20 protein-coding genes are annotated in these 22,801 nt (G+C 64.2%); 10 read left to right on the top strand and 10 right to left on the bottom strand.

The annotated features are described in order from the left end of the window. The first annotated feature begins 72 nt into the window (after nucleotides 1-72). Genes ABD784_RS04440 through ABD784_RS04455 form a run of 4 tightly spaced genes read left to right on the top strand, consistent with a single transcriptional unit; the run spans nucleotide 73 to nucleotide 4,114 of the window. Entirely contained in the window at nucleotides 73-1,176 is a 1,104-nt protein-coding gene (locus ABD784_RS04440) for a glycosyltransferase (RefSeq protein WP_344880501.1), read from the top strand. Next, nucleotides 1,173-2,081 carry an NAD-dependent epimerase/dehydratase family protein gene (locus ABD784_RS04445; RefSeq protein ID WP_344880504.1) on the top strand — a complete coding sequence of 303 codons (909 nt, stop codon included), beginning with the start codon at nucleotides 1,173-1,175 and terminating at the stop codon, nucleotides 2,079-2,081. The genes ABD784_RS04440 and ABD784_RS04445 overlap by 4 nt, the downstream gene beginning before the upstream one ends. A 54-nt stretch (nucleotides 2,082-2,135) precedes the next feature. After that, nucleotides 2,136-3,014, top strand: coding sequence for a glucose-1-phosphate thymidylyltransferase RfbA (gene rfbA, locus ABD784_RS04450; RefSeq protein ID WP_344880507.1), 879 nt, complete (start codon nucleotides 2,136-2,138; stop codon nucleotides 3,012-3,014). Continuing rightward, complete coding sequence (locus ABD784_RS04455; RefSeq protein ID WP_344880509.1) at nucleotides 3,011-4,114, top strand: glycosyltransferase family 4 protein; 1,104 nt, start codon at nucleotides 3,011-3,013, stop codon at nucleotides 4,112-4,114. The genes rfbA and ABD784_RS04455 overlap by 4 nt, the downstream gene beginning before the upstream one ends. On the opposite strand, the gene ABD784_RS04460 is transcribed toward ABD784_RS04455, so the two are convergent. From ABD784_RS04460 to ABD784_RS04475, 4 genes are all read right to left on the bottom strand, one after another. Further along, nucleotides 4,111-5,565 (bottom strand): lipopolysaccharide biosynthesis protein, encoded by a 1,455-nt coding sequence (locus tag ABD784_RS04460; RefSeq protein ID WP_344880512.1) that lies wholly within the window; start codon nucleotides 5,563-5,565, stop codon nucleotides 4,111-4,113. The genes ABD784_RS04455 and ABD784_RS04460 overlap by 4 nt on opposite strands. After that, nucleotides 5,562-6,368: a polysaccharide pyruvyl transferase family protein gene (locus tag ABD784_RS04465; protein ID WP_344880514.1), complete on the bottom strand. Its 807-nt coding sequence runs from the start codon at nucleotides 6,366-6,368 to the stop codon at nucleotides 5,562-5,564. Before ABD784_RS04465 ends, ABD784_RS04460 begins: the two co-directional genes overlap by 4 nt. Continuing rightward, nucleotides 6,361-7,581 (bottom strand): glycosyltransferase family 4 protein, encoded by a 1,221-nt coding sequence (locus ABD784_RS04470; protein WP_344880517.1) that lies wholly within the window; start codon nucleotides 7,579-7,581, stop codon nucleotides 6,361-6,363. Before ABD784_RS04470 ends, ABD784_RS04465 begins: the two co-directional genes overlap by 8 nt. Before the next feature lie 1,018 nt (nucleotides 7,582-8,599). Next, nucleotides 8,600-10,006 carry an O-antigen ligase family protein gene (locus tag ABD784_RS04475; protein ID WP_344880520.1) on the bottom strand — a complete coding sequence of 469 codons (1,407 nt, stop codon included), beginning with the start codon at nucleotides 10,004-10,006 and terminating at the stop codon, nucleotides 8,600-8,602. A 168-nt stretch (nucleotides 10,007-10,174) separates the two neighbouring features. On the opposite strand from ABD784_RS04475, the gene ABD784_RS04480 reads away from it, so the two are divergent. Then, nucleotides 10,175-11,434 carry a nucleotide sugar dehydrogenase gene (locus ABD784_RS04480; RefSeq protein WP_344880523.1) on the top strand — a complete coding sequence of 420 codons (1,260 nt, stop codon included), beginning with the start codon at nucleotides 10,175-10,177 and terminating at the stop codon, nucleotides 11,432-11,434. An 81-nt stretch (nucleotides 11,435-11,515) separates the two neighbouring features. Further along, nucleotides 11,516-12,964: a sugar transferase gene (locus tag ABD784_RS04485; RefSeq protein WP_344880526.1), complete on the top strand. Its 1,449-nt coding sequence runs from the start codon at nucleotides 11,516-11,518 to the stop codon at nucleotides 12,962-12,964. A 22-nt stretch (nucleotides 12,965-12,986) separates the two neighbouring features. On the opposite strand, the gene ABD784_RS04490 is transcribed toward ABD784_RS04485, so the two are convergent. After that, on the bottom strand, nucleotides 12,987-14,501 hold the full coding sequence (locus tag ABD784_RS04490) for an NAD(P)H-hydrate dehydratase (protein ID WP_344880529.1): 1,515 nt from the start codon (nucleotides 14,499-14,501) through the stop codon (nucleotides 12,987-12,989). Nucleotides 14,502-14,542: 41 nt separating this feature from the next. Continuing rightward, nucleotides 14,543-14,899: a holo-ACP synthase gene (locus tag ABD784_RS04495; protein ID WP_309081089.1), complete on the bottom strand. Its 357-nt coding sequence runs from the start codon at nucleotides 14,897-14,899 to the stop codon at nucleotides 14,543-14,545. Between the two features lie 59 nt (nucleotides 14,900-14,958). Between ABD784_RS04495 and ABD784_RS04500 the strand changes: the two genes are divergently transcribed. Then, a complete protein-coding gene (locus tag ABD784_RS04500; protein WP_344880532.1) occupies nucleotides 14,959-15,546 on the top strand; it encodes a mycothiol transferase in 588 nt (195 codons plus the stop codon). A gap of 93 nt (nucleotides 15,547-15,639) precedes the next feature. On the opposite strand, the gene glmS is transcribed toward ABD784_RS04500, so the two are convergent. Further along, nucleotides 15,640-17,514, bottom strand: coding sequence for a glutamine--fructose-6-phosphate transaminase (isomerizing) (glmS, locus tag ABD784_RS04505; protein ID WP_344880535.1), 1,875 nt, complete (start codon nucleotides 17,512-17,514; stop codon nucleotides 15,640-15,642). 117 nt (nucleotides 17,515-17,631) lie between these two features. Between glmS and coaA the strand changes: the two genes are divergently transcribed. From coaA to ABD784_RS04520, 3 genes are all read left to right on the top strand, one after another. Continuing rightward, nucleotides 17,632-18,591 carry a type I pantothenate kinase gene (coaA, locus tag ABD784_RS04510; RefSeq protein ID WP_344880538.1) on the top strand — a complete coding sequence of 320 codons (960 nt, stop codon included), beginning with the start codon at nucleotides 17,632-17,634 and terminating at the stop codon, nucleotides 18,589-18,591. A gap of 47 nt (nucleotides 18,592-18,638) precedes the next feature. Then, on the top strand, nucleotides 18,639-19,016 hold the full coding sequence (gene mscL, locus ABD784_RS04515; RefSeq protein ID WP_344880541.1) for a large conductance mechanosensitive channel protein MscL: 378 nt from the start codon (nucleotides 18,639-18,641) through the stop codon (nucleotides 19,014-19,016). Between the two features lie 132 nt (nucleotides 19,017-19,148). Then, on the top strand, nucleotides 19,149-20,120 hold the full coding sequence (locus ABD784_RS04520) for a nucleotidyltransferase family protein (protein WP_344880544.1): 972 nt from the start codon (nucleotides 19,149-19,151) through the stop codon (nucleotides 20,118-20,120). A 144-nt stretch (nucleotides 20,121-20,264) separates the two neighbouring features. On the opposite strand, the gene glmM is transcribed toward ABD784_RS04520, so the two are convergent. The 3 genes from glmM to rplM all read right to left on the bottom strand — a co-directional run bounded on the left by glmM (nucleotide 20,265) and on the right by rplM (nucleotide 22,750). Next, nucleotides 20,265-21,620, bottom strand: a complete 1,356-nt coding sequence (gene glmM, locus ABD784_RS04525) for a phosphoglucosamine mutase (RefSeq protein WP_344880547.1) — start codon at nucleotides 21,618-21,620, stop codon at nucleotides 20,265-20,267. Between the two features lie 145 nt (nucleotides 21,621-21,765). After that, nucleotides 21,766-22,266: a 30S ribosomal protein S9 gene (gene rpsI, locus ABD784_RS04530; protein WP_344880550.1), complete on the bottom strand. Its 501-nt coding sequence runs from the start codon at nucleotides 22,264-22,266 to the stop codon at nucleotides 21,766-21,768. A 40-nt stretch (nucleotides 22,267-22,306) separates the two neighbouring features. After that, a complete protein-coding gene (gene rplM / locus ABD784_RS04535) occupies nucleotides 22,307-22,750 on the bottom strand; it encodes a 50S ribosomal protein L13 (protein WP_344880553.1) in 444 nt (147 codons plus the stop codon). Between the last annotated feature and the right edge of the window lie 51 nt (nucleotides 22,751-22,801).

Consider the following 22,801-nt stretch of genomic DNA (forward strand, 5'->3'; position numbering starts at 1 on the left):
CGCCCGGAAGGAGAACCATAGAATGACTCGCGGGGGTGAAGCGCCCCGTCGTTATCGGACTAGGGGCCTGCCATGCCATCACCTTCCTGCCGCATCGCGCATGTCACCGAGGCCATGGGCGGCGGCATCGTGACCGTCATCGCCTCCATCGCGCGTCGGCAGGCGGCTGAGGGCGCCAACGTGGAAGTGCACTACCTGCGCCGCCCCGAGACTCCGGACGCAACCTCTCTGGAGCGCCAGTTCCCTGCGGGGACCCGTCTGGTCGAGTACGCGTCGGGGTCGCGGGCAGCTAGTCTGCTGCAGCTCGCGCTCGCCATCCGAGGCCGCCTTCGCCGTGGAGACGTCGACTACGTGCACGCCCACTCTTCGATTGCCGGCGCACTCGCCCGCCTCGCCGTGCCCCTGGGTCGTCGAGGCCGGCGCGTCTTCTACTCCCCGCATGGATGGGCCTTTCTGCGATTGGACCTTCCGGTCTGGGCGAGACGCGGCTTCATCCTTGTCGAGAAGATCCTGGCTCGCGGACCAGCGACTGTGGTCCTCACCAGCCGCAGTGAGTACGACTACGGCATCCATCAAGTCTCCCCCCGGCGGAGCGCCCTCATCCAGACGGGCGTCGACCCCGGCGAGGTGACCGACGCGGCACCGGAGCAGCGCACCGGGCGCCGACTCCGCGTGGCGACGATCGCGCGCATCTGCCACCAGAAGGCGCCATGGCGTTTCGCGGAGGTCGCGCGCCAGCTCGGCACGGAGGCCGAGTTCCGTTGGATCGGTGGCGGCCCCGACGAGGACAGGGAGCGCTGGATCGGCGACGCTCCCGTGGAAGTCACCGGGTGGCTCTCGCCCGTCGAACTCCGGCATGAGCTTGCCGACGTCGATGTGTTCCTCTTTCCGACACTCTGGGAGGGCATGCCAATGGCCTTGATGCAGGCCCAGGCGCATGGAATCCCCTCTGTCGTCTCCGACACCGTGGGCAACAGGGACGCTGTCCGCCATGGGATCTCCGGCTACGTGTGCGCCGATGACGCCGAACTGATCCGCAGGACCCGCGAACTGCTGAGCGATGCGACGCTTCGCCAGCGCATGTCCGATGCCGCCCGGGTCTGGGCGCACCGGTCGTTGACCGACGAGGGCGTGGGGCGGCAGACTCTCGACATCTACGCCGGGGCGACCGCATGAGCAACGTCCTCGTCGTAGGGGGAAACGGCTTCCTGGGTGCCGCTCTGGTCGACGCCCTCACAACCGACGGGCACTCGGTCCGTGTGTTGGACCGCTTCAGCTCCCCGCGGAGGTATCAGGCCAACGGCGTGGATGAACATCGCGCCACACTGGACGATGAAGAGGCCATGGCCAGGGCGCTGGCCGACGTCGAGGTGGTTTTCCACTTCCTCTCTACGACAACGCCGGCTACCGCGGCGGGCGAGCCGCTCCGGGACATCACCGAGAATCTGGCGTTGTCGGTCCGACTCGCCGCCGCAGCGGCTGCGGCAGGAGTTCGGCGGATGATCTACGCATCGTCCGGTGGGACGGTCTATGGCCCGGTCGCCGGAAAGGGACGGATCGACGAGAGCGCTCCCCTGCGGCCGATCTCCCCCTACGGGATCGGCAAGGCGGCTATGGAGAGCTACCTCGAGTACTTCCGCCTGGAGCACGGTCTGGAGTACCGGGTCATGCGAATCGGTAATCCCTACGGACCCGCCCAGATGATCCCAGCGCCTCGCGGCCTCATTGCCGTTGCTCTAAGCAAAGCCATCCGGGACGAGCCATTCCATCGCATCGGCAACGCCATCCGTGACTACCTCCATATCGACGATCTGGTGGAGCAGGTGCTCGCGGCCTCGCTGGCGCCGTCCCCCCATCGCATCTTCAATATCGCCAGCGGGACCGGGCACAGTGTCAGCGAAGTCCTCTCATTGGTCCGCCGCGTCACCGGCTTGCCACTGGTCGAGCATGTCGGGGAGAACCCCGCCACCTATGTGGACCGGAGCGTGCTGGACCCGAGCCTCGTCCTCACGGAGTTCGAGGTGACGCGTCCGCGTCCACTGGGCGACGGTATCGAACAGATGTGGGAAGCTATCCGCTGAGAGCGGCTTGGATCACGTGAATCCGGGTACCACTGAGGACGAGTTGGGGGAACAGTGCGGGGCATCATTCTGGCGGGAGGGACGGGGTCCCGTCTCTTTCCGATCACCCACGGGGTAAGCAAGCAGCTCCTCCCGGTCTATGACAAGCCGATGATCTACTACCCGTTGTCGACGTTGATGCTCGCGGGCATCACTGACATTGAGATCATCACTACTGAACGAGAACAGCCGTTGTTCCAGGGTCTCCTCGGTGATGGCAGCCAGTTCGGTGTATCGCTGACCTATCGGGTCCAGCCGTCGGCGGACGGCCTCGCGCAGGCGTTCCTCCTCTGCGAGGAGCACATCGGCGACGACTCTGTGGCGCTGGTCCTAGGTGACAACATCTTCTACGGCCCAGGCCTCGGTCTGAGTCTCGAGGATCTCACCGACTGTCGCGGTGCCACGATCTTCGGCTACTGGGTGAAGGACCCCCGCGCCTACGGTGTCGTCGAGTTCGACGACGCAGGACAGGCCATCTCCCTGGAGGAGAAGCCCCTGGAACCCAGGAGCAACTACGCGATCCCGGGACTCTATTTCTACGATAATTCTGTGGTCGAACGAGCCCGATCGCTCCGCCCGTCGCCGCGTGGCGAGTTGGAGGTCACCGACCTCAACCGCCTCTATCTGGAGGACGAGGCGCTTCGCGTGCGTCTGATGCCGCGCGGGACCGCTTGGCTCGACACGGGGACGTTCGACTCCCTCAACGACGCTTCCAACTTCATCCGGACTCTCGAGCACCGGCAGGGCCTGAAGGTCGGCTGTCCAGAGGAGATCGCTTGGCGGCGAGGCTACTTGACCGATGAAGACCTGCTGAAGCGCGCCAGTTCCTTGGCCAAGAGCGGTTATGGACTTTACTTGGAGGAGCTCGTAGCACGGGGCAGGTCTGGGCAGTGAAGGACGGCAAGAAGAGCGTAGTCATCAACGGCCGTTTCCTGGGGCAGCCGGTCACCGGTGTGCAACGTTTTGCCGAGGAAATCACCGCTGCCCTGCTGGAGCTCGCCGATTTCCCGATTGAGATCCTGGTGCCTCGCGGCGTCCGTCCCCGCGCCGACGGCCCCCTCGTCGGGGCCCCCGTCACCGAGGTGGGTCGAACCGGAGGACATCTGTGGGAGCAGGTCGATCTCCCCCTCCACCTGAAGCGGCATGGCTCTCCCCTTCTGATCGGTCTCAGCAGCACGGCGCCGGCCTTCTACAAGCGCCAGTTCGCGCCTCATCACGACGTCACTTACGTCAGGTACCCGGAGAGCTTCTCCTGGAAGTTCCGGCTTCTCTACCGGGTTCTCGCACCATTCTTCTTGAAGTCAGCAATGCGGATCATCACAGTCAGTGAGTTCTCCCGGTCGGAGATTGCCGAGCACTTCAAGGTTGACCCCGAGAAGATCATCGTCGTGCCCAACGCACCGTCGGCGATCTTCGCGCAGAAGTCCCAACGGAGCGTGCGGGCCACGCCGGGCGCCCCTGAGCACCCCTACTTCCTCGCTGTCTCCTCGCCCAATATCCACAAGAACTTCGACAGGCTCGAGCAGGCCTTCGAAGTGTTCACAGCGGGCGACGAAAGCGATATCGAGCTGCGCATCATCGGGCAGCAGTCGCAGAGCTTCGCCAAGCGTGAGGTCCCCGGATCCACCCGCGTTCGATACCTTGGGCGCGTGTCGGATTCGGAACTCGCCGATGCCTATGCGGGTGCCCTCGCATTCGTCTTCCCCTCACTCTACGAAGGATTCGGCATCCCGCCGCTCGAAGCGCAAGCGGCCGGCGCCCCGGTCATCGCCTCCAAGACGGCTTCCATGCCGGAAGTCCTCGGTGACAGCGTGCTCTACATCGACCCGCTCGATACCTCGTCGATCGCCGGAGCACTCAACGAGCTGGCCTCGAACGACCATTTGCGCACCGAACTCAGGGAACACGGCCGAGAGAACTCGGCTCGATTCTCCTGGCGGTTGTCGGCGGCGCACCTTCTCGAGGAAGTCACTCGCACGAGCACTTCCGGCTAGGCCCGTCTGGAGCGCACCTGTCGAATTATCGGGCGAACATCGCGTCGGAGGACAGGCACCATTATCAGAATCACCGTGTAGAGCACCGCGGCAAGGACCAGACCAATGCTGAGGCGCAAGACATCTGAAAATGCAGCCAGCAACTGTGTGTCCGTTGCCAGCAGCGCTGCTGCGACTACGGCGTGGACCACGAAACTGCGGCATGCGCTCCCGACGATTTCTCGGACAGCCAGCCCGGTCCGCCTCAGAGGGAACAGCGAGAGTACGGCCCAGTTGAGGGCCAACGAAGCGGCAACTGCGACGGCGACACCGAAGGCGCCCCATTGAACCGCCACGACAATTGCGATGATCATGATCGTCCGCGTTACAAGTGAGTAGCGTAGCTGCAAGGACGTCATCCCGAGCCCCAAGAAGATCCAGTAGTAGACGTAGCCCATCGATTGGAAAACGCCGCCGATGGCGAGAATGGCGAACAACGGGACTGCGGCGTCCCATTGGGCTCCCAGTAGAACGCCTACAACAGGTTCGGCCAAGGCTGCGCCGACAACGAATGCGGAACCTAATGCATAGGACAACGCGGTCTGCGCGACGACTACATACCGGGAGAACTCTCGAAGATCATCCTGGCGGCGAGCCAACAGCGGGAGCGCCACTCGCGTCAACGGTGCGGCGATCTGCTGCACGGGGACTTTGAAGAGGCGGTATGCCTGGTCGTACAAGCCGAGTTGCGTAGGACCTGCCACCCGCCCCAGCACCATCGAATCGATGTTGGTGCTCAGGTATGACAGCAGCTGGACACCCAGAGTGTTGCCGCCGAATGCGACGAGGGACCGCATCGGTGCCGCCTTGGGGAGGCCCGGGAGCCAGCGACCTCCTCCGGCAGCCATGACCAGAAGAACGACCGCGTAAGTCACTTGTTGAATGACCAGGGACCAGGCACCCGCGCCGGCTAGCGCTGATAGGACAGCGAGCCCGAAAGCCACGATCAGCGCCCCCACCTCCGAGGCGGCCAGCCAGCCGAAGCGCAATCTTCTCGTCAGGTCGGCGACGTATTGGGCGCTGGCGGACGAAACGACGAATCCAACTCCAAGGATTCGGAGCATCTCCGAAACGCCGGCCTTGGCGTAGAAGCTCTCGACCCAAGGAGCCACAAGCCAGAGAACGCCCCAGAGGAACAACCCGAGGCCGACGCTCATCCACCACAGGTTGGTACGTTGCTGTGCAGAAAGGGCCCTTGCCTGGATCGCCGCGGAGGACAACCCGAAATCCCCAATGACAGTAGTCAGGCCAGCCACGGCGAAAACCATCGCGAAAAGCCCGAAATCTGCCGGAGCCAATAGCCTGGCGAGGACTATGGTCGAGAGGAGCTGGAGAGCAAATTTGGCGCTCTGCGAGACCGCAGTAGTGGCTACGCCTCGTCGAGCATGATGTGCGTCGGACGCGAGCGTCATGATCCGCTGGCCTGGTCGGTGCCCCACAAGTGCCACGGGAAACTAGAGATGAGGCGCTCATGGTCGCCCTCCGGCGAATCAGGGGCGCCGAGGTCCAACGCTTCCTCGACAGAGAAGGCAGCCTGCTGCGGGCGCCTGCCTGTGCCCGAGTAGTAGTCGTCGTACTTGAAATCGGGCTCGGCCGACGAAACCATGCGTCTCGCTGGCACCCCGTACGATTCCGCCACTACCAATCCGTGAAGGGACGACCCCACCACGAATCGACTCGTGGCGATTGTGGCGAGACATTCGAGTAGCGGCGCTCTCGGATTCAGTACATTCGGTGCTCCCGCCATAGATCTGTAGTCATGGAGGTTCGGCACGATGGTGTAATCGGATTGAAAGAGCGGTCTTCCGAGGTTCGCGGCTGGGAAGTACCTGGCCGTCAGGATCCCCGGATCTCCGTAGACTTCGGGGACGGACCCACCTCGTTCGTCGAGGAAAGCTTTGGTGAGGTGTCCCCGGACTGCGTGAAATTGTGCTCCCGAAACGGTGTAGTCCCGGGCCACCTCCTTGCCGTTGACCCCTGAGCCCCAAACATGATCAGCGTTCCCGACCTCGTGCATCACCGAGCCTATTGAGAACAGCCTGACGTTCTTGGCCCCCTGGTCCATCCTGAGCCCCCGACTTGCGAGCATGCGCTCGACGAGTTGCGGTCCCAGAAGGTCGCCGAAATTGTTGACAGGACGCCGTAAGGGGATGAGACGGCCCAGCGGTCCCCGCATGACCGGGCGTCTCGGATTCCATGCGTAGAGGTCAACCACCCGTGTTCCCTGCCTCGATAGCTTCGGCGATCCTGGAGATGCCCTCGTCCAGTCTGGCCGAGGTGACGTCGTCCGTGAAACGAAGGGCCTCTGCGATTCCCAGACGCGCCGTTGCGCTCAGGCCCTCCCTGTCGTCATGGAGGCCCCGAATGGCCCGGGCGAGGGCGCGGGAATCGCCGGGAGGCACGAGCAGGCCCGCCCGACTTGGACCTAATACTTCGACAGGCCCACCCATAGCGGTCGCAATCACCGGACGTCCGGACGCCATCGCCTGTACCATCACCTGGCCGAAGGCCTCTGGCCGCAATGTGCACAGTGCGAGGACGTGTGATCGCTCGAGGACCTCTTGCACGTTGTCGACATGGCCCAAGAAGTCAACCGGTAGGCTCCGTTCATCGGCCAGGCGATGCAGGTCATCGGCATACCGGGGATCAGCATGTGCAGACCCTCCGGCAATCAGGGCCCTTACATTCAGACCGTTGGAAACCAGGTGCTCAACTGCATCAAGAAGCACGTGGACGCCTTTGGAATGATCCAGTCTGCTCAGGGATGCGATTGTAAATTCGCCTGTTGGGAACTCCCGACACGTCGCCCGACCAGTCCCAGAGACGGGATGTGCTACCTCTGTTGGACGTCCCTGCAGTCCACGGGGAAGCGTCGAGGCTGTGTACGAACTATTCGCCAAGAATCCGTCGAATCCGGCCAGCGTGTGCTTGAACATCGCGAGTCTCTTGAGTCGGCCAGGCAGCGAGGGAACTGAGAGGTCCTCCCGCAGGTAGGCGATACGGATATAGTCCTGACCCGATCGCAGACCCAAAATATTAGCGACAGGCAAGCTGTTAGCGACGACGACGTCCGGCGCCATAGATCGAATAGTGGACTGCAGGTGACCCGCAGATCTCACCTTGTCTGCATATGTACTGACGCCCGGCATAACCCTGACATCGATGCCCAAGTCACGTACACGCCCAGCGAGCGGTCCTTCTCCGAGGACGACGACGCTTCGTTTGAACCGGCTGGGCTGGGCCAAATACCGGAGTAGCCCCAGCTGGCCACCACCGAGCTCGCTGCTGTGATCGGCGAAGACTACGTGCTTCGTCATGAATGCCTCTCGATCGCATTCATGCTCGCATTGAGCCTTGAATGGCTTACAAACTCCTGTTTCCGCCGAACTGAATCCAGCGCCACACGGCGACGCCGATCCCGTGTCCATCGACGTGGGAGGCGCGTCAGACCGACGTAGAGATCTGCATGAAGCCGGCCTACGGCGTCCAGGGATCGCCGCCGGCGGAAGGAACTGCTGTCAACCGAATCTTCGCTTCGTGGGGCCAGGACTTCGGCCACGTCCGAACTCGACGGTAAGCCCTCGTAGGTGGACACCGCAGCCGGGAACTCACGTTTCAGCGACTCGGTGGATGGGCTGCTCGGAATGAGCACTCGGGCTCCTAGCCCTAAAGCGAGTATCACGGCGCCCGAGTTGTACATCGACTTGTAAGGCAATATGACTGCCCTCGATCCTTCGATTAAATCTTCTAGATCCGCATCGTCCACATACCCCGGCCTGAACTCGACTCCGGGACACTCCTCCGCCAATTTCGAGATATGCGTAGCGTAGTCAGGCGATGACGGCTGACCTGCAATGATCAGACTCGACTCTGGGGGCACGCAGTCCGTGGCCTTCGCCAGTGCAAATGCCTCAAGTAACCCCTCAAGGCCCTTGTACGGCCGTAGCGAGCCGAAGGTCGAAATTACCGGCCCTACCACCTGCGTCAGCACTTCGTTACCCCGTCGCGGGTAAACAGGGTGCAAGATGACGAGTCCACGACTCATGTCGTTCTCCGGGGACTCGTTCAGGTACACCCGCAGGTCTACCATCCGCCCGACCCACGAATTAAAGAATCTAACGTAGCCGGGAACGCTCTCATGAGTCGCCAGATTGTGCTGCGTTAGAACAACAGGGACCCTCGAAATAGCCAATCGCAGGAGGAACACAATGCCCACGACAATTTTGGGGAGCCGCTTCCGCACTGACGAGGCGATGAACAGATGCTCGGGCCAGTGAAAGTGCACCACGTCGTATCGTCCGCATATGCCGCGTAACCAGGTGAACCTCACGGGGCGGGCGCCTGCCGCGCCGACAGCATCAGTCAACAAGTCGATGAACGGGTTCCCCGACGCGCCCCCCGGTGGAACGGTGATGAGGACTCGAGGGCCACCAGCGTCCCGCTGTATCACAGCGCTGCCATCCGTTTGCCGTGGTCCTCGTTCGCTCGGGAGCTCTCCTCAGACATCGGACTGGCCCCATGAGAGTCCTCCCTGGCTCGGCGCTCCGAGCGTTGGGTACCTCTCTTCGGCACTGCCGCATCGAGAATTCCGAAAGTCAGCATCGTTGCGACAAGGCTGAAGTTTGCCATCAGGCTCCAACCGGTCAACGTGATCATCAGGTATCCGGGCAAGGCGAAGACGAGAACCTTCGCGGCGGAAAGCTGCGAACCTCGTCGGCCCGCGCGCCTCAACGAGCGCAGGAGGAGAAGCAGGATTGGGGCGTAAAAAACCACAGCTAGCGTCAAGCCGAGCTCAGCTGTATAAAGCAGAAATGCGTTGTGGACCGGCAGGCCCGATGCTGTGGCTGCGTCGAATCCGCCAACAACGGAGATATAGGAGTTAGGGCCGGTCCCCGTCCACAGGTTCTGGGACAGCTGCATCCACGCGGCGTCCAGCAAGACAGGCCGCTGCCCACCCGTTTCATCCATCTCGAACCGCTCGAGCAGTGGTGGCAGAAAAATCAGGGCCAAGACTGCCAAGGCGACACCGGAAGCGAGTCGAACCATGAAGCGGGCCTTGCCGGGAAGCGTGACGATCCAGAGCCCAATGAGAAGAAAGTGAGCGGCCAGGTTGGCCCGGCTGATGGTGAGTCCGGATGTGACAAGTCCGAGGCCAACAACCGTCCACGCCCAGAATCGGACTTTTCGTCCCTTGGAGAGCGTGAAGGGGAGCGCGATCAAACAAGTAATGAACGCGATTTTCGCGAGATTGGCTGGGTGCCCGACTGTACCCGAGGCACGGCCGATCAAGCCCTCGAGAGTTCGATCCGTACCTGTCAGCCAGGACGGAACCTCGAGCCCCAGCAACTGCGCGGCCGACACACCAAGCTGTAGCGTCAGAATCCCAGCCATCGCGATCATGAGGTATCGCGCCGATGCGTTGTTGGCGAAAATCTCGCGGCCGACTACCCGGCCAAAAGCCCACGCAAGGACTCCGAGGGCGAGAGCGATAAGCCCCGACCACTGCAGGGCGCTTCCCTCCCACACCGTCCACAGGCCCACGGCGACACAGGCAATGAAGACGTAATACATCGCGGGTACGGGAACGTGGCGTCGCTCGAGCAAGAAAGCAATAAGGCATCCGGCGACGACCGCCCCGTAGGTCGTCACAGTGGGAACAGGCGGGCCAAGGGTCGAGAAAACATCGCTGGTATGGGGAACGAGCTCGACGACCGAACGCGGAACGGCGACTGCCATTAGAATAGCGATCGCACTCAATACTGGGAGCGACACCCTCGGCAAGACTAGGCGCACCAAGGCAAGGCCAATGACAACGGCCACCACAAGACCGACGCCAAGAAGAACTTCCTTCACTCTGACTCCCCCTGGCCGATGTGTCTTCCGGCTCCCCATCCTAGTGGCCACGGCCGACCGCCAGTATCCCAGCAACGCCGTCGCGCCCTGGTTGACGCGTACACTTTGTGACAGGGGGCTCGGCGGTTGTTGGCCGACCTTGGCCAACACGCGCAGGAGGAACCAGCATTGACGAAGCAGCTTGTAGTCATAGGGCAGGGCTATGTCGGCCTCCCGCTAGCCCGAGCGGCAACACGGGCCGGGTTCTCGGTCGCTGGTCTGGACGCGAACCCTCGCACCGTTGCCCGCCTCAATAACGGCTCAAGCCATGTCGATGACATTCCAGACGAAGATGTGCGCAACATGCTCGAGGCGGGCTACAGCGCCACGGGCGATCCCAGCTCAATCAGTCGGGCCGACGTCGTCGTCGTCTGCGTTCCAACGCCTCTCGGCGAGGATGGGAGCCCGGACCTAAGCGCGATTGTCTCCTCGGGCGAGGCCATCGCCGCGCATATGAAGTCCGGGTGCCTCGTCGTGCTGGAGTCGACAACCTATCCTGGCACGACCGAGGAGCTGTTTCTCCCGCTTCTGGAATCCAAGGGAGCTGTCCAGGGCGAGACCTTCCATTTGGCATTTTCCCCGGAGAGAATCGACCCGGGAAACCGCAACTACAGGCTCGAAAACACGCCGAAACTAGTGGGCGGAGTCTCAGACGAAGCCACTCGGAAGGCGACCCAGTTCTATAAGACATTCGTCGATGTAGTTGTTCCGATGAAGGGGGCTCGAGAGGCAGAAACGGCCAAATTACTCGAGAATACTTATCGGCATATCAACATCGCACTCGTCAACGAGATGGCGAAGTTCTGTCATGAGCTGGACATCGACATATGGGACGTAATCCGCGGTTCATCGACCAAGCCTTTTGGCTTCCAGGCGTTCCACCCCGGTCCTGGCGTTGGCGGCCACTGTATCCCGATCGATCCCAACTACCTTGGATATCAGGTCAAGAAGGTCCTCGGTTACCCCTTCAGGTTTGTCGAACTAGCCCAGGAAATCAACGGGTCGATGCCACGCTATGTCGTCTCTCGTTGTTCCGAAATTCTCAACGACGACATGAAATCGATCAAGGGCTCTAACATTCTGTTGATAGGTGTAACATATAAGCCCAACATTGCGGACCAACGCGAATCTCCATCTGCCCCAATCGCTTCATTGCTTCAAGCGGCCGGTGCCGACTTGCATTACTTCGACCCGCACGTGCCTCACTGGAAGGCCCCAGCTAGCCCCCTGACCTGCTCACCCGATGTCGTGAAGGCAGCCGCAGAAGCGGATTTGGTCGTGATTCTGCAGGACCACTCTAACGTCGACCTCGCCGGAATCGTCGCAAGTTCCCGGAGGACGCTGGACTGCCGCGGGCGAGCAGAGGGAGCAAACGTGATTCGTCTCTGAACTCCGAGTCGCTGTCACCGCACTGCGGAGGACACTACGACGCAGCAACCAAATAGAGGTCTTCATCTGGGGGAAGCCATCATGGCTTATAAGAATTCGGACTGGCGGGCATCGCTTCCCCGTCGTTTGTCCTTCGTCGACGCCGTAGCAGTGATCACGGCCATCAGCATCGCGCATCTAATCAGATTCGGAACCGATGCGTCTGTGCCGATCTTCACGCGAGGCGATCGTATCGAGTTTAGTTACACCACTTTTGGCGTCGCTATCGGCATCGCTTGGATCGTCGTGCTCAAAGTCTGGAACAGTCGAGACGTCAAGATCCTCGGTTCAGGAAGCGAAGAGTACAAGCGCGTGTCCGCCTCATCGCTCGCCCTCTTCGGTGCCATTGCGATTCTGTCCTACGCCCTCAGGATCGAGACGGCCCGAGGCTACGTAGGCGTCGCGCTCCCGCTGGGTTTATGTCTCCTCCTCATTGGACGGTGGACGTTCCGGCGCTACCTCCTTCATCGCAGGCGAGCCGGCATCTACACGCGGCGATTGCTCCTTATCGGCGCCCCGGATGCCGTAGATCACCTGGCTAAATCGCTGCGCCTCGCCCCTGGCGCGGGGTACGTGCCCGTCGGAGCTGTCCTCTCCGCTCGAGCCGAACCTGAAGCCTTGGCATCGCTTTCGGTACCACTCCTGGCACGGAACCAGTCCGTACCGTCGATCACACAGGTGATCGACGCCAAGGCAATTGACGCCGTGGCCATCTCGGCGGGTTCCGACTTGCATCCCACAGCCGTTCGGCAGCTCGGTTGGGAGTTACAGTCACGACAGGTCAGCATGATTATGGCTCCGGCGCTGACGGATGTGGCGGGCCCGCGTATACATACCCAGCCGATCGCCGGACTTCCCCTGATCCACGTCGCCACTCCCAAACTTGAGGGACTGCAGGCAGCAACCAAGCGCGCCTTCGATATAGTCGCGGCCGCCATTGCGCTCATCGTCTTATCCCCCGTCTTCCTCGCGATCGCTCTCGCGATCAAGACCCAGGACAAGGGCCCCGCCATCTTCCACCAGGAGCGTGTTGGAAAAGACGGCAAAACGTTCCGGATGTACAAGTTCCGATCTATGGTCGTCGACGCCGAAGAGCAGCTGGAGAACCTCGCGACGCTCAGTGAGGGCAATGGAGTCCTCTTCAAGCTGAAGACCGATCCCCGAGTGACCAAAATCGGGGCCTTCTTACGACGCTACAGTCTGGACGAGCTGCCGCAGCTCTGGAACGTGCTCATCGGGGATATGAGTCTGGTCGGTCCCCGTCCGCCTCTACCCTCCGAAGTTGCCATGTACGAGCAGTATGTCGATCGTCGCCTGATGGTGAAACCAGGTATCACCGGCCTCTGGCAAGTCAGCGGTCGGTCAGATCTCTCCTGGGATGACAGTGTCCGGCTCGACCTCTACTACGTGGAGAATTGGTCGCTGACGCAGGACCTGCTCATCCTGGCCAAGACAGCCAAGGCGGTCGTTGGGAAGGACGGAGCCTACTAGGGCCTCGATCAGTCGGCCCCGCTCAGCGAACGGCGTCGGCCAGTCTCCGGGCGCCGAAGCCGCCTGCGCCAAGACTTCTGGCGATCTCAGCATGCCGATAGGCAGCTGTGGCCGCGCAGGCCAGCAAGTTCGCCAGTCCGACGGGCGGATGTGTCGCCAGGGTCTGACCAACCAGACCCGTCAACACATCCCCGCTTCCTGCCGTTGCGAGCGTGGCCGGCGCTGCGTGAACGACCCGCACTTCGCCGTCCGTGGCTGCACAGACCGTACTGGGTCCCTTGAGCAGAACAACGGCTCCGTACGCCTCAGCTGCGCAACGGGCCCACCTGACCGGGTCGTGGGCTATCTCCGCTCCGGTGACGTCCTCCCCTGCTGCCGACAGCAGCCTTCGCAGCTCCCCTGCATGCGGTGTGAGGACCGCGAACGGCCTCTCGGCGCGCGTTTGGATTGGCTTCAACGACTGGAGCGCGCTGGCGTCGACAACACATGGAGTGCCGCGCTCGGCGGACGAAGCGAGAACCGCCTTGATCACTCCATGTTGTCGTGCGTCCTCCCCGATACCCGGCCCCATCGCCCACGCTGAGACACGGCTGGCTGGACCCGCGCGGTCAACGGCCGAGTGTTCCATCGCTACGGACTCTGGGACAGCCTCCCCCACGCGCTCCCGGGCTCTCCCCTCCGCTATGACGTAGAGCATGCCGAGACCCGCATTGACGGCGCTCGTGGCGGACAGAACCGCGGCGCCAGGATATTGATCGGACCCGGCGACCAGCCCGAGTACACCTCGGGAGTACTTGTGGGCGTCCGGCTCTAGGGCGGTGTCGACAACATCGACCTTTTCCATCAGCCGCGCTGCCGGCTCGCCGAGATACTCGCCGAGTCCGATGTCCACCGTCTCGATCCGTCCGGACAAGGTCGCTCCCGCGCCGACGACCAGACCGCTCTTCAAGGCACCGAACGTCACCGTCGAATCGGCCCTCAGGACCCCCTCCGTGGCAGCACCGGTATCGGCGTCTACGCCCGAGGGAAGGTCGCAGGCGATGACGTACGCGTCGTCCCCGACGTCGACCCCCGCCAGCGGCCCGGGCCGACGAGTCTCGGCGTTGTCCGCTGCTGGAGCTGGCACCCGAGTGCCGGTCCCGAGCACAGCATCGATGACGACGTCGGCCCCGTCGACGGCCGCTCGCACCTCGCGCGAAGTCAGGTCCCCTTCCGCGCGAATGATGCGGCCGCCTGCCTCCCGCAGGGCGCGCATCCCGTCAGCATGGGCGTCGGGTCCGAGCAGCACCGCGGTGGCGGCGACGCCGCGCCGCCGGAGCATGGCCAGGGCGTGGAGCCCGTCGCCGCCGTTGTTGCCCTTCCCGACGAATGCCACGACGTGAGCGCCGTAGACTCGGCCGGCCCGGTCGCGCAGGACAGCGGCAGTGTGCTGGGCCAGCGCGTAGGCGGCACGCTTCATCAGGGCCGGGCCGTGCCCGGCGTCGAGGAGGGGCCGCTCGGCGGCACGGACCTCTGTACCCGTATAGACGTCGATCATGGCCCCACCTAACCACGGGCACGGCGGCGACTGAAGCCGGACTAGGAGAGTTTCTCGGCGACCACCATCGCGGTGGCCAGATCACCGTCGTGACTCATCGAGAGGTGCCAGTACTCCACGCCCTTCGCAGCGGCCGCCTGGGCCACCGTTCCGTCCACGAAGATGTGCGGGTCGCCGGCGTCGTCCTTGACCACCTGGCAGTGCTGCCAGTTCATGCCGACCGGGGCGCCCAGGGCTTTGGCGACAGCCTCCTTGGCGGCGAAGCGGGCAGCCAGCGACCGGATGGGCAGTTCCCGTTCAGCAGGGACGAAGAGCCGCTCGAGGAGTGCAGGGGTACGTTCCAGCTGCTCCTTGAATCTGGAGACTTCGACAACGTCCACGCCCACGCCCACAATCATGGACGTCAGTCTATCGGCGACGCCTCGACAGCCCGGCATGACGGACGTACGGTCGCCGCATGACACGAGAACTGGCGAGCAGCATCCTGGCCGATGGATTCGACCGCGTCCGCGAGACCGTCGCGGAGATTCTCGAGGCCACGCCGCCTGCGGGGCTCCGCTGGCAGCCCTCGGCCGGCAGCAATCACATCGCTTGGCTGGTCTGGCACCTCAGCCGCGTCATGGACGACCATATCGTCGGCGTGACAGCCGTCCTCGACGGTGGCGCTCCCCCGGCCGGCGGCCAGGAGCCGGCTCCCGCCGGACAGGTCTGGCACCTGGACTGGGCGGATCGTTTCGGCCTCCCGTATGCCGTCGACGACTTCGGTCTGGGACACACGCCGGACGACGTTCGAGCGTTCCCGGCCGTCGACGCCGGGCTGCTGGACGGCTACCACGCGGCGGTCCAGGAGCGCGCTGCGGCGTTGCTGGAGCGCCTCGAGCCCGCGGACTACTCGACCATCTGCGATCTCCGCTGGGACCCTCCGGTCAGCATCGGCGTCCGGCTCGCCAGCGTCCTCAACGACGCAACCCAGCACGCAGGGCAGGCCGCCTACGTCAAGGGTCTCTTCGACCGCGGGATCTCTCGGCCTGCCGGGGACAGCTGAACCCTTCCGGCCATCCGGATGCAGAAACAACAAGGGCAGCTCCCGGAGGAGCTGCCCTAGCTGAACCGAACCGTCCTCGGACGGAGTCCCGAACTACTCGACCGTCACCGACTTGGCGAGGTTGCGCGGCTGGTCGACGTCGAAGCCCTTGGCGGTCGCCAGCTCGCAGGCGAAGATCTGCAGCGGCACCGTGGCCAGCAGCGGCATCAGCAACGTCGGCGTCTCCGGAACGTAGAAGACGAACTCGGCGTACTGCTTGACGGCCTCGTCGCCCTCCTCGGCGATGACCAGGGTCTTGGCGCCACGGGCACGGACCTCCTGGATGTTGGAGACGACCTTCGCGTGCAGCGAGTCGCGACCACGCGGCGACGGCACCACCACGAACACCGGCTGACCGTCGTCGATCAGGGCGATCGGGCCGTGCTTGAGCTCGCCCGCGGCGAAGCCCTCGGCGTGGATGTACGCGATCTCCTTGAGCTTGAGCGCGCCCTCCATGGCCACCGGGTAGCCCACGTGGCGGCCGAGGAACAGCACCGACTGGTTCTCGGCCATCGAGACGGCCAGATCCTTGATCTCGTCGCCCCGGTCCAGGATGTCCTGGATCTTGGCCGGGATCTTGCCGAGGTCCGCCAGGATGTCCTTGATCTGCCCGGTGAAGAGGTTTCCGCGCAGATGCGCCAGGTACAGGCCGAGGATGTAGGTCGCGGTGATCTGGGCCAGGAACGCCTTGGTCGATGCGACGGCGATCTCGGGGCCGGCATGCGTGTACAGGACGGCGTCCGACTCACGCGGGATCGTGGACCCGTTGGTGTTGCAGATCGAGAGCGTCTTGGCGCCCTGCTCCTTGGCGTAGCGGACGGCCATGAGCGTGTCCATGGTCTCGCCGGACTGGGAGATCGAGACGATCAGGGTCTTCTCGTCCACGATCGGCTCGCGGTAGCGGAACTCGTGCGAGAGCTCGACCTCGACCGGGATCCGGCACCACGACTCGATCGCGTACTTGGCCACGGAGCCGGCGTAGGCCGAGGTGCCGCAGGCCAGCACGATGATCTTGGAGATGCCCTTGAGCTCCTCCGGATCGATGCGCAGCTCGTCGAGCGTCAGGCGTCCCTCGGCATCGGCGCGGCCGAGCAGCGTGTCGGCGACGGCTGCCGGCTGGTCGTGGATCTCCTTGGCCATGAAGGAATCGAATCCGCCCTTCTCGGCGGCCGCGGCATCCCAGTCCACGGTGAACTCCTTGCCCTCGGCCGGCTGGCCGAAGAAGTCGGTGATCTCGTGGGCGTCGGGGGTGATGGTGACGATCTGGTCCTGGCCCAGCTCGACGGCGCGACGCGTGAAGTCGATGAAGCCGGAGACGTCGGAGCCCAGGAAGTTCTCGTTCTCGCCCAGGCCCACGACCAGCGGGGAGTTGCGGCGGGATGCGACGACCACGCCAGGGTGGTCGCGGTGGACGGCGAGCAGCGTGAAGGCGCCCTCGAGCTTGCGGGAAGCGATCTGCAGGGACTTCGTCAGGTCCTGCGCGCCCTCGCCGCGGTAGATGTCGCCCAGCAGGACGGCGGCGACCTCGGTGTCCGTCTCCGAGAGGAAGGTGTGGCCCTTGGCCAGCAGCTCCTGCTTGATCTCGGCGAAGTTCTCGATGATGCCATTGTGAATGACGGCCAGGTTGCCGCTGTCCGCGAGGTGCGGGTGCGCGTTCTGGTCGGTGGGGCCGCCGTGGGTGGCCCAGCGGGTGTGCCCGATGCCCGTGAGGGAGGCGCTCAGCGGCTCCTCCTCGATCACGTTGATGAGGTTCGCGAGCTTGCCCGACTTCTTGCGAGCCTCGATGCCCTGATCGGTCAGGACCGCGACGCCGGCAGAGTCGTAGCCGCGGTACTCCAGGCGGCGCAGGCCCTCGAGGACCACATCGAGGGCGCCGTGGTCGCCCGTCGTCTTAGAAGAATGGCCAACATAGCCTACGATTCCACACATGCCCCCAAGGGTACCGTCTTGGAAACCGGCTCGTGGAATCGCCCCTGCTGGCGCGGAGGGTGCGGCCGCCGGGTGACCGCGAACAGGTCGCTGCGCGGACTTTGGCAGAATGGGCGGGTGACTTCCCCCCGGCTGACAGACAACGGCGTCTCCCCCTTCGTGGAATTGGAGCGGGACACCTGGGCCCGCCTCGCCAATTCCATCGAGCAGCCGCTGGACGAATCCGACCTCGACCGCCTACGCGGTCTGGGCGACCAACTCGACCTCGCCGAGGTCAGCGACGTGTATCTGCCGCTCTCTCGGCTCCTCTACCTCTATGTTCAGGCAGCTGGCGAGCTGCACAGCGCGACCACCACGTTCCTCGGCGAGGAGACCCAGCGGACGCCCTTCGTCATCGGCGTCGCCGGTTCCGTCGCGGTCGGGAAATCGACCACCGCCCGCGTGCTCCAGGAGCTGCTCCGCCGCTGGCCGGACACGCCCAATGTGCAACTCGTCACGACCGACGGCTTCCTCTACCCGAATGAGGAGCTGGAGCGTCGCGGCATCATGCACCGCAAGGGTTTCCCGGAGTCCTACGATCGGCGGCGGCTCCTGCGCTTCGTCGCCGAGGTGAAATCCGGTGCCGACGAGGTCCGGGCCCCCATGTACTCGCACCTGACCTACAACATCCTCCGTGACGAGGAGGTCGTGGTCCGCCGCCCGGACGTCCTCATCCTGGAGGGCCTCAACGTCCTCGCACCGGCGCGCGTCAGATCGGACGGGACCACCGGTCTGGCGTTGAGCGACTTCTTCGATTTCTCCGTGTACGTCGATGCCCGAGGCCAGGACATCGAGGAGTGGTATGTCCAGCGCTTCATGCGTCTCCGCAGCGGTGCCTTCGCCGATCCGGCCTCCTACTTCCACCGGTACGCCACGCTGTCCGACGAGGACGCCCGCTCGACGGCGCTGAGGATCTGGCGCAGCATCAACGAGCCGAACCTCCGGGAGAACGTCCTCCCGACGCGGGGGCGGGCCCAGCTGGTCCTGACGAAGAGCCCTGACCACTCGATTCGACGCATCCTGTTGAGGAAAATTTAACTGCGGCGCAATCCGGCCAGTCTGACGGCGGCCGGTACTCTGACAGCATGATTCAGGGATTCAAGGAATTCATCATGAAGGGCAACGTCGTCGACCTTGCCGTCGCCGTCGTCATGGGCGCCGCATTCGGCGCCGTCATCACCGCACTCGTGGACAGCATCATCATGCCGCTGATCTCCATGCTGGTCGGCGCCCCGAACTTCGACGAGTTCCTCGTCTTCGGACAGGTGAGGTTCGGCGTCTTCCTCACTGCGCTCGTGAACTTCCTCCTCATCGCCGCAGCGATCTACTTCATCGTCGTGCTGCCGATGAACAAGATGATCGAGCGCCGCAACCGCCGTCTCGGCATCTCCGAGGAGGAGGAAGCCGTGGATCCGCAGATCGCACTGCTCACCGAGATCCGCGACAGCCTCCAGACGCGCTGACCCCTCCCCGATATTCGGGCGGTACCGGCTTCACTGCCGGTACCGCCCCTTTCTTTTGCCGTACCATCAGAGGAACGCATGACGCGATAATGCACTCGGGCAGAAGCCCACGGGGTGTTTCAGGGGGGCAACTTGGATCTACGGCTCGATGACGCCGTGCCTCTGGCCGCCGCACTCACCTTCCACGAATGCCGCCGACTGAATATCGCAGCTCTCCTGCTCAAGGGAACACCTGCCAGCGATATCGGGGTACGACCACCCAAGGTGCCGGGCGACGTCGACGTCCTCCTCGAGCGTACGGACGCACAACGGCTCATGGAAGCACTGCAGGGCCGAGGATGGCTTGAGCGGCCTGTCACCCACGAGGGCGATCATCCCATTCACTCGATCACGCTGTATCACCCGCGCTGGCCCTGCGACATCGATATCCATTTCGCTTTCCCGGGAATGGACGATGACCCCCGTTCGGCGTTCCGGGCCCTCTGGGAATGCCGGCGCGAAACGGCACTTGCCGGTCAACCGGTGAATGCCTTGGACATCACGGGCAGCACGCTGATCCAGGCTCTGCACGCGCTCCGAGAGATCCACAAGGAATCGAATCGGCGTGAACTGGCGTTCCTCCTCGAGGACGCGCGCCGGCCGCGCTGGTCGGACCTGCAACCGCTCGCATCCGCCACGCAGTCTCTGGGCGCCCTACGGCCCTACATCGCCCAGGGGTTCCCCGAGGTCAACACGGCAGCACTGCCCGACCCGAGCCACCGCTGGCTCCTCCGCGCCGGCATCTCAGCTCCCGGCGTACACCGCATGCTGTTCTTAAAGAACCTTCCGTGGCGGCAACGACCCGCGTACGTGTGGCGGGCTCTCATTCCGTCGAGGGAGATGTTGGCCAGTCTCGACATCACGCTTCTCGAAGCCGACCAAGCTGCACTGTGGACCGCACGCCGTCGGCGTTTGAAGCGCTTCGTGGCAAGTGGGGCGTCCGTCTTCCGGCAGTGGCTGAAGTTCCGCCCCCAGACCAGGAACCAACGGCAGCACGCCTTCGACGAGGGCACGCAGAACACCCCGCCCCTGCCCGATGAGAACGCGGCCGGACGGCGGGACTGATCCAGCTACGGCGCAGGCGGCGCAGGTTCGAGGCTGTGGCCGTTCCCCGATCGATCTCCATGGCCGCGGCTTAACGAGGAAGCGGGGCGGACATCCGATGATCGGTGTCCGTCCCGCTTTCGTTGAAGCTACTGAGTGCCGGGGTCAGGCCTTCGCGAGGTTGAGCTCGGTCTGCACCACGGCGGCCAGCTGGCGCGCCATGGCTTCAGCGACCTCCAGCTCGGTCGCCTCGACCATCACGCGGACCACCGGCTCGGTGCCGGAGGGGCGCAGCAGGACGCGCCCGGTGGCTCCCAGCTCGGCCTCCACGGCCTGGACCGCATCGGCCACGGCAGGGTTCACCTTGGCGCTGTCCTTGTCCACGTCCTTCACGTTGATCAGGACCTGCGGCAGCACCGTCATGGACGCCGCGAGCTCCTTGAGCGTCTTGCCGGTCGCCTTCACCCGGGCCGCGAGCTGCAGGCCGGTGAGGACGCCGTCCCCCGTGGTGGCGTAGTCGGAGAAGATCACGTGCCCGGACTGCTCGCCGCCGAGGTTGAACCCGTCCGCGCGCATCGCCTCCAGGACGTAGCGGTCTCCCACGCCGGTCTCGCGCATGCTGATGCCTGCCTCGGCCATGGCGAGCTTCAGGCCCAGGTTGCTCATCACGGTGGCGACCAGCGTGTCATCCTTCAGCCGGCCGCTCTCCTTGAGGGCCATGGCCATGATCGCCATGATCTGGTCGCCGTTAACGACCGTCCCCTCGTGGTCCACGGCCAGGCAGCGGTCGGCGTCGCCGTCGTGCGCGATCCCGAGGTCCGCGCCGTGCTCCAGCACAGCGGCCTGGAGGTGCTCCAGGTGGGTGGATCCGTAGCCGTCGTTGATGTTGACGCCGTCCGGCTCCGCGCCGATGACCACGATCTCCGCGCCGGCGTCCGTGAAGACCTGCGGGGAGCAGCCGCTCGCCGCACCGTGGGCGCAGTCCAGGACCACCTTCAGGCCGTCCAGCCGGTTCGGCAGCGTGCCCAGCAGGTGCATGACGTAGCGGTCCTCGGCGTCCGCGAACCGGCGGATGCGGCCCACCTCGCCACCCAGCGGACGCGGCGGATCCAGCTCCAGCTGGGCCTCGATCGCGTCCTCGAGGGCGTCGTCCAGCTTCTGGCCGCCGCGGGCCAGGAACTTGATCCCGTTGTCCGGGGCCGGATTGTGGGACGCGGAGATCATCACGCCGAAGTCGGCGTCCAGGTCCGCGACCAGGTAGGCGGCGGCCGGCGTCGGGAGCGTCCCGGCGTCGAACACGTCGATACCCGCTGCGGCGAGGCCTGCCTCCATGGCGGCCGAGATGAAGTCGCCGCTGATCCGCGGGTCCTTCGCCACCACGGCCACGGGCCGCCTGCCGGCCTCGACCTGATTGAACCCGAGGACCACTGCCGCGGCCTGCGCCAGCGACATGGCCAGCTGCGGGGTGATCAGTCCGTTGGCTTTTCCACGGACGCCGTCCGTGCCGAATAGTCTGCTCATCGTTGCCTATCATACGACCGGATAGAGATAATCGTGCGCACGCATCGGTCCGGATCTGCAAATGGGTGCGCAGCGCGCCCCGGAACGCGGAAGGCCCCGCAATCGAGATTGCGGGGCCTTCCGGTACCAGAAGCGGTAATGCGGCTTAGCGCTTGGAGAACTGCGAAGCCTTGCGGGCCTTCTTGAGGCCGGCCTTCTTGCGCTCGATGACGCGAGCGTCACGCGTGAGGTAACCGGCCTTCTTCAGGGTGGCGCGGTTGTTCTCGCGGTCGATCTCGTTCAGCGTGCGGGCCACGCCCAGGCGCAGCGCGCCGGCCTGGCCGGAGGGGCCGCCGCCGTGGATGCGCGCGATAACGTCGTAGGCGCCCTCGAGGCCCAGGGCCTTGAAGGGCTCGTTGACGTCCTGCTGGTGCAGCTTGTTCGGGAAGTACTCCTCCAGCGTGCGGCCGTTGACCGTCCACTTGCCGGAGCCCGGGACCAGGCGCACGCGGGCGATGGCCTGCTTGCGACGGCCCACGGCGCCGCCGCCGATGGTGAGCGCGGGGCGCTCGGTGGCGACGGTCTCCTCGGCCTGAGTCGACTCGGTGGTGTAGCTCGAGGGAGTCTCGCCCTCGAAGTCGTTCAGCTCTTCAGTGTTCTGAGCCACGATTCTCCTTGAAAACTAGTTCTCTTGTTTCGGGGCCCAGTTACTGCGAAACCTGGGTGATGTCGAATGCCTTGGGCTGCTGGGCGGCGTGCGGGTGCTCGGCGCCTGCGTAGACCTTCAGCTTGGACAGCTGGGCATCGGCCAGCTTGTTCTTGGGGAGCATGCCCTTGATGGCCTTCTCCACGGCGCGGACCGGGTTCTTCTCGAGCAGCTCCGCGTAGTTCATGGACTTCAGGCCACCCGGGTAGCCGGAGTGGCGGTAGGCACGCTTCTGCTCGAGCTTGGCACCGGTGAGGGCGACCTTCTCAGCGTTGATGATGATCACGAAGTCGCCCATGTCCTGGTGGGGAGCAAAGGTCGGCTTGTGCTTGCCGCGCAGCAGCGTTGCAGTCTGGCTGGCGAGGCGGCCCAGAACAACATCAGTGGCGTCGATTACGTGCCACTGGCGATCTGCGTCGCCGGGCTTCGGGGTGTACGTACGCACGGTAATTGCCTTCGTTTCCTTAGTTACTGGTCAAGCGCGCCCACCGCGACG

The sequence above is a fragment of the Zhihengliuella alba genome, assembly GCF_039538765.1.
GTDB classification, from domain to species: Bacteria; Actinomycetota; Actinomycetes; order Actinomycetales; family Micrococcaceae; genus Zhihengliuella; species Zhihengliuella alba.